Source organism: Methylobacterium tarhaniae (assembly GCF_001043955.1).
Taxonomy (GTDB): domain Bacteria; phylum Pseudomonadota; class Alphaproteobacteria; order Rhizobiales; family Beijerinckiaceae; genus Methylobacterium; species Methylobacterium tarhaniae.
Genome location: NZ_LABZ01000452.1, coordinates 1 through 785 on the forward strand (window position 1 = coordinate 1; position 785 = coordinate 785).

Annotated in this window: 2 protein-coding genes; one reads left to right on the forward strand and one right to left on the reverse strand. The window is 71.6% G+C overall.

Annotated features, from left to right (window positions below; all coding sequences use genetic code 11):
- On the reverse strand, positions 1 to 133 hold a 133-nt coding region (locus VQ03_RS33545; protein WP_208605582.1), incomplete at its 3' end, for an endonuclease/exonuclease/phosphatase family protein.
- A 106-nt stretch (positions 134 to 239) separates the two neighbouring features.
- On the opposite strand from VQ03_RS33545, the gene VQ03_RS30595 reads away from it, so the two are divergent.
- A partial coding sequence (locus VQ03_RS30595) for a ceramidase domain-containing protein (protein WP_048454710.1) occupies positions 240 to 785 on the forward strand: 546 nt, incomplete at its 3' end.

The following is a 785-nucleotide window of genomic DNA, read 5'->3' on the forward strand; positions in this document are numbered from 1 at the left end:
CGTTCGAAGTGTATAAGAGCAAGCATTTCAACTCCTGGAGGCAGACCACGTCGGGCTGCGCCTCGGCCAGGAAGGCCAGGAGGTGGGGTAAGCGCTGCTTGACCGAGTTGACGTTCCAGGTGGTGATCCGCATCGCGTCCCGCGCCGCTCGCAACCGCACTCGTTAGGGGCTCCGTCATCGGGGTTTCGCGCTGCGCTGGCAAGCGGCGGCGCAGTCGCGCGATGGGGACGGGGCAGGGATGGCATCGGGGTGGTGGGAGCCGGTTCGCGACTATTGCGAGCGGACCGGGCCGGGGCTCCTCGCGGAGCCGCTGAACGCGGTCTCGAACGCCGTCTTCGTGGTCGCGGCGATCCTGCTCCTGCGGCGCGGCCGGACGCCGGACCCGGTCGCCGACGGATTCGCCGGGCTGATCGGGGTGATCGGGATCGGCAGCGCGCTCTTCCACACCCTCGCGGTGCAATGGGCGATGCTGGCCGACGTGATCCCGATCGCGCTGTTCATCCACGCCTATTTCTTTCTCGCCCTGCGGCGCTTCCTCGGGCTCTCCGCCCCGGCGGCCCTCGTCGGAACCCTCGCCTTCGCGGTGGCCGCGACGGTCTTCGAGCCGGCCCTGTCGCGCCTCGCCGGGCAGCCGCTCGGTCCCCTCACCAACGGCTCGATCGGCTACGCGCCGGCGGCCCTGGCCCTGTTCGGCGTCGGCGCGGCCTCGCGCCGGGCAGGACGCCGGGCAGGATACCGGGCAGGACACCGGGAAGGCGCCGCGCTGATCGGGATCGGGGCGCTG